Raw genomic sequence first — 3,663 nt, forward strand, 5'->3', positions numbered from 1 at the left:
AGCACGGCGCACGCGCGACGATAGCGAGGGCGAAACGCTGGACGACATGGGATTGGCGGCACCTTGATAGCTGGGACTTGTCCATCATAGCAGGGGCGCATTGAGCGACCCTTAACGCCCGCCCGTTGTCGATTGCGGCGCCCGCTATAGCGTGGCCTCAATCGCGCGCGCAGCGAGGTCGGGGTCAGCCGCCTGGGTGATCGGTCGGCCGATCACGATGATCGACGCACCCGCATCGACTGCCGCACGCGGAGTCACCACGCGCTTCTGGTCGCTGACGGCGGCGTCAGGTGGGCGTACACCGGGCACGACGAAAAATCCCTTGGGCCAGACGGCGCGCACGGCGGCGACTTCCTTGCCCGAACAGACCACGCCGTCGATGCCCGCTGCCATCGCCAATTGGGCAAGCCGCATCACTTGCGCGCGCGGATCACCGGGCACGCCTACCGATCGCAGGTCATCGGCATCGAGGCTGGTGAGCGTCGTCACCGCGACGACCTTTGTGCCCGCCGGTGCCGCCGCCTTGGCGTCCTCCAGCATCGCGCGCCCGCCAGCGGCATGCACCGTCAGGATCGCGGGTTCGATCGGGCGCAGCGCCTGCACCGCCTTGGCAACGGTATTGGGGATGTCGTGCAGCTTCAGATCGAGGAAGATCGGCAAGCCAAGCTCCGCCATCTCGCGCACGCCAGTCTGTCCATTGGCGAGGAAAAACTCCAGGCCCAGCTTCAACCCGCCGACATGATGCCGCACCTTTGTGGCGAGCGCATGTGCCTGCGCCAACGAAGGGGTGTCGAGGGCAACGTAAATCCGCGTACTCATGCTTCGCTCGGCAAGGCGGAGTGGGAAATGATGGAGGCAGCGTCGCCATCGTCGATCACCAGCGTTGTGGGGGTGGTCGTCGCGGTCGCCATACCGCGCAGATCGGCCACCGCGCGCTCAGCGGCGGCGAGCCGGTGGCGCAGCCGCCATTTGACCGCATGATGGTACAGCAGCGTCGGAAAGAGCCCGGCCAGGAAGGTAATGATCAACAGCAGCGGCAAGTTGATCTCGGCGATCAGCCCTGCCCACAAATGGATGGGGACCGTCGTCCAATTGCCGAGCGCAAACACGACCACCACAACCGCCAACAAGAACCAGAAAAGCGTCTTCAGGAATTGCATGCGGATCGGCTCCCCGACGGTGTTGGACGACTGTTTAGGGCGCATTCGCGCAATTGGCCAGTCTCAGCCGATTTCGCGCCGTAACGAATCGATCAACGAGCCAATCATCGTCAGTCGCGGTGCCTCCTCATCAAGGATGGCGATGAAGGCGGCACGCTTGATCTGTGCAACGCGCCCCGGCTTCATCCGCATGCCCGCTGGCAGGGTCGAGACGACGATGTCGATCAGCCGGTCGGCGCCGTGCAGCCGACCCCAGAGATAGTCATTCTCGCGATAGGTGCGGCTGAAAAAGGCGCCGAAGCTGGCAAACTGAATGCCCTTCAGCGTGGCCTCGGCGCCGCCGCTGCGGATTGCTGTCGCGTCGTCGGGCGCAATGCGGTCGACCTTGATCGCGTCGAATTCGTCGAGCCCCTCGCCCTGCAACAGTGGCAAGGTCGCGACGTCGAAATAGGGAAAACCGAGATAGGTGAGCAGCATCGGTCGCCTGACGTCGCGCCCCGCCGCGCACAGGGCGGTCGCCAGCCGCGCCTCCGTCTCGTCGTCGAGCGTCTTCAGGTCGAGCGATGCGCCGAGCGCGTCGAGCAAGGTACTGGCATCGCCACGCAGTGCGCGCACGTCGCGCCGCAGCGCAATATGGGTCTCGGTCCGTTTGGCATCGAGATAACGGGCTAGTGAGTCATAAATCGCGCCGCGCAGGCCGACGATATCGGCTTCGTCATATTTGATTTCGATATCAGTCAGGCGCCGCGCCATCAGCCGCAGTCGCCGGATCCTGAAGCCGATGTCATAGGATCGAAGAAAAGCGATCGTCTCGGGGCTGGTGCCGCCGCTGAAGGTGGGGCCCATCATGCCGGAGCCCTGTGCCTTAACGGCCGCGCTGATCAGCCCCTCGATCTGCGCCCAGCGGCGCGGGCCTTGCTCGCCACCGACACTGTAGAGGAGCTGGGTGATCGTCTCGATCACCCCGGCCATTTTCAGATGGCCGTACGCAGCATAGCCATAACCCGCCTTGCTCGCGGCGGCGGCCTGCGCACGTTTGCGCCAATTGGCGAGCCGCGCGACGGTCGGGTGATCGAGGAACAAGGTATAGCCGAACAGCGCTTCGACCTGCGTTTCGACTTCGGGGCGGATACCGGCGATGATTTCAGCCATCCGCTCGATCCGCTGCGACCGTTCGGCGATCGCTTCCAGATTGTCGCGGATCGGCTGCTGGCGCGGCAGTTCGGAGATGGCGCCGATGATCGTCTGGAAAAAACCCGGCACCCCGGTCTTCGCCATATCCATTTTGCCGCCCGGCGACGGGTCGATGTAGATGAAGCGCCGGTCGACCTGACGGCGGGCAGGGCGCTCACGCAATGCTTCGATCGCGGGGCGGAAGGGCGCGTTGACCAGCACCGATCCGTCGATCAGCACGGCCTTTTCGGCGGCGCCGACGGCATGGTGGCGCGGCAGCATCTTCTTCAGGAAGGCTTCGCGTTCGGGCCAGGGCAGATCGCGGTCAGCAAGCACGATGTCGAGCTCGCCCACCGTTACCGGCGGGAAGGCGCCGGGAAAGCTCGATGTCGCGCGCGCGGCAAAGGCCAGCTCGCCGATATGCGCCAGGGTTTCTTGCAGAACCCCGTGATCGCTGAACGGAAAGATCAGCCGATGTTCGGTCTCAATCACTTCGCGCGGCGAATGCAGTGCAAGCCGTTCGGGGTGGCCGGTAAAGTCGGTCACGGTCACGAACAGGTCGAGCGGCTGGCCTTTGGGCAATAGCCGAGGACCGCGCGGTGCGGTCGCCATCGCGTCAAACGCGTCGAGCACGAGATTGAGGAAGCGCTTGCCCCCGAACGGTGGCTCAAACCAGCGCGAGCGGACGAATTTCGAGAGCTTGGCGCGAACTTCGTCGCGCGCGCCGGGTTCGACGAGCTGATCGACCGGATCGCCGCTGCGCCGCTGCGCCATCCAGGCGAGCGGCAGCGCCCAGACCTTGGAAAAACGGGTGGCGGGTGCCTGATCCGGATCGATCAATTCCTCGATATCGGCCGAATCGAGCCACAGATCGGTGAGCGGCTCGAGAGACTGGCCGGTGGCGATGGCTTGCGCGAGGAACACGCCGTTGATCCCGCCGGCCGAGGCGCCGGCGATGATGTCGACCAGCACGCGCAGCTTGAGCTGGTGATCGTCCTCGATCTCCTGCAGCAGCGCGCGGTACACGCCTTGCGATCCACCAGCGGGGGTGCGGCCTTCGTGGAACGCGCAACTCGCGCGCGCGAGCCGCCAGATTTCCTTGGTGATGCCGTGCATATAGACGGCGAGACTGATGCCGCCGTAGCAGACGAGCGCGAGCCGCAGTTCCTTTTCGCGGTTCATGCCGCTCCCTTTTGTCCCTGGCCTCTCCGCCGGTCGCATGATGCTAGCGGGTCGGCGGGGGCGGGGGAAGGGTGGTGCCGGTTGCAGGAATCGAACCCGCGACCTTCGGTTTACAAAACCGCTGCTCTACCAGCTGAGCTAAACCGGC

General features: G+C 64.9%; 3 protein-coding genes and 1 tRNA gene. All 4 read right to left on the bottom strand.

Annotated features, from left to right (window positions below):
* Positions 1–144 precede the first annotated feature (144 nt).
* Entirely contained in the window at positions 145–819 is a 675-nt protein-coding gene (gene pyrF / locus K2W81_RS12905) for an orotidine-5'-phosphate decarboxylase (RefSeq protein WP_294104916.1), read from the bottom strand.
* A complete protein-coding gene (locus tag K2W81_RS12910; RefSeq protein WP_294104918.1) occupies positions 816–1,160 on the bottom strand; it encodes a LapA family protein in 345 nt (114 codons plus the stop codon). The genes pyrF and K2W81_RS12910 overlap by 4 nt, the downstream gene beginning before the upstream one ends.
* A 63-nt stretch (positions 1,161–1,223) precedes the next feature.
* Positions 1,224–3,515, bottom strand: a complete 2,292-nt coding sequence (locus tag K2W81_RS12915) for a patatin-like protein (RefSeq protein ID WP_294104920.1) — start codon at positions 3,513–3,515, stop codon at positions 1,224–1,226.
* A gap of 72 nt (positions 3,516–3,587) precedes the next feature.
* Positions 3,588–3,663: transfer RNA gene (locus K2W81_RS12920), tRNA-Thr, on the bottom strand.

Origin of the sequence: Sphingomonas sp. (genome assembly GCF_019749955.1) — a bacterium.
GTDB lineage: Bacteria > Pseudomonadota > Alphaproteobacteria > Sphingomonadales > Sphingomonadaceae > Sphingomonas.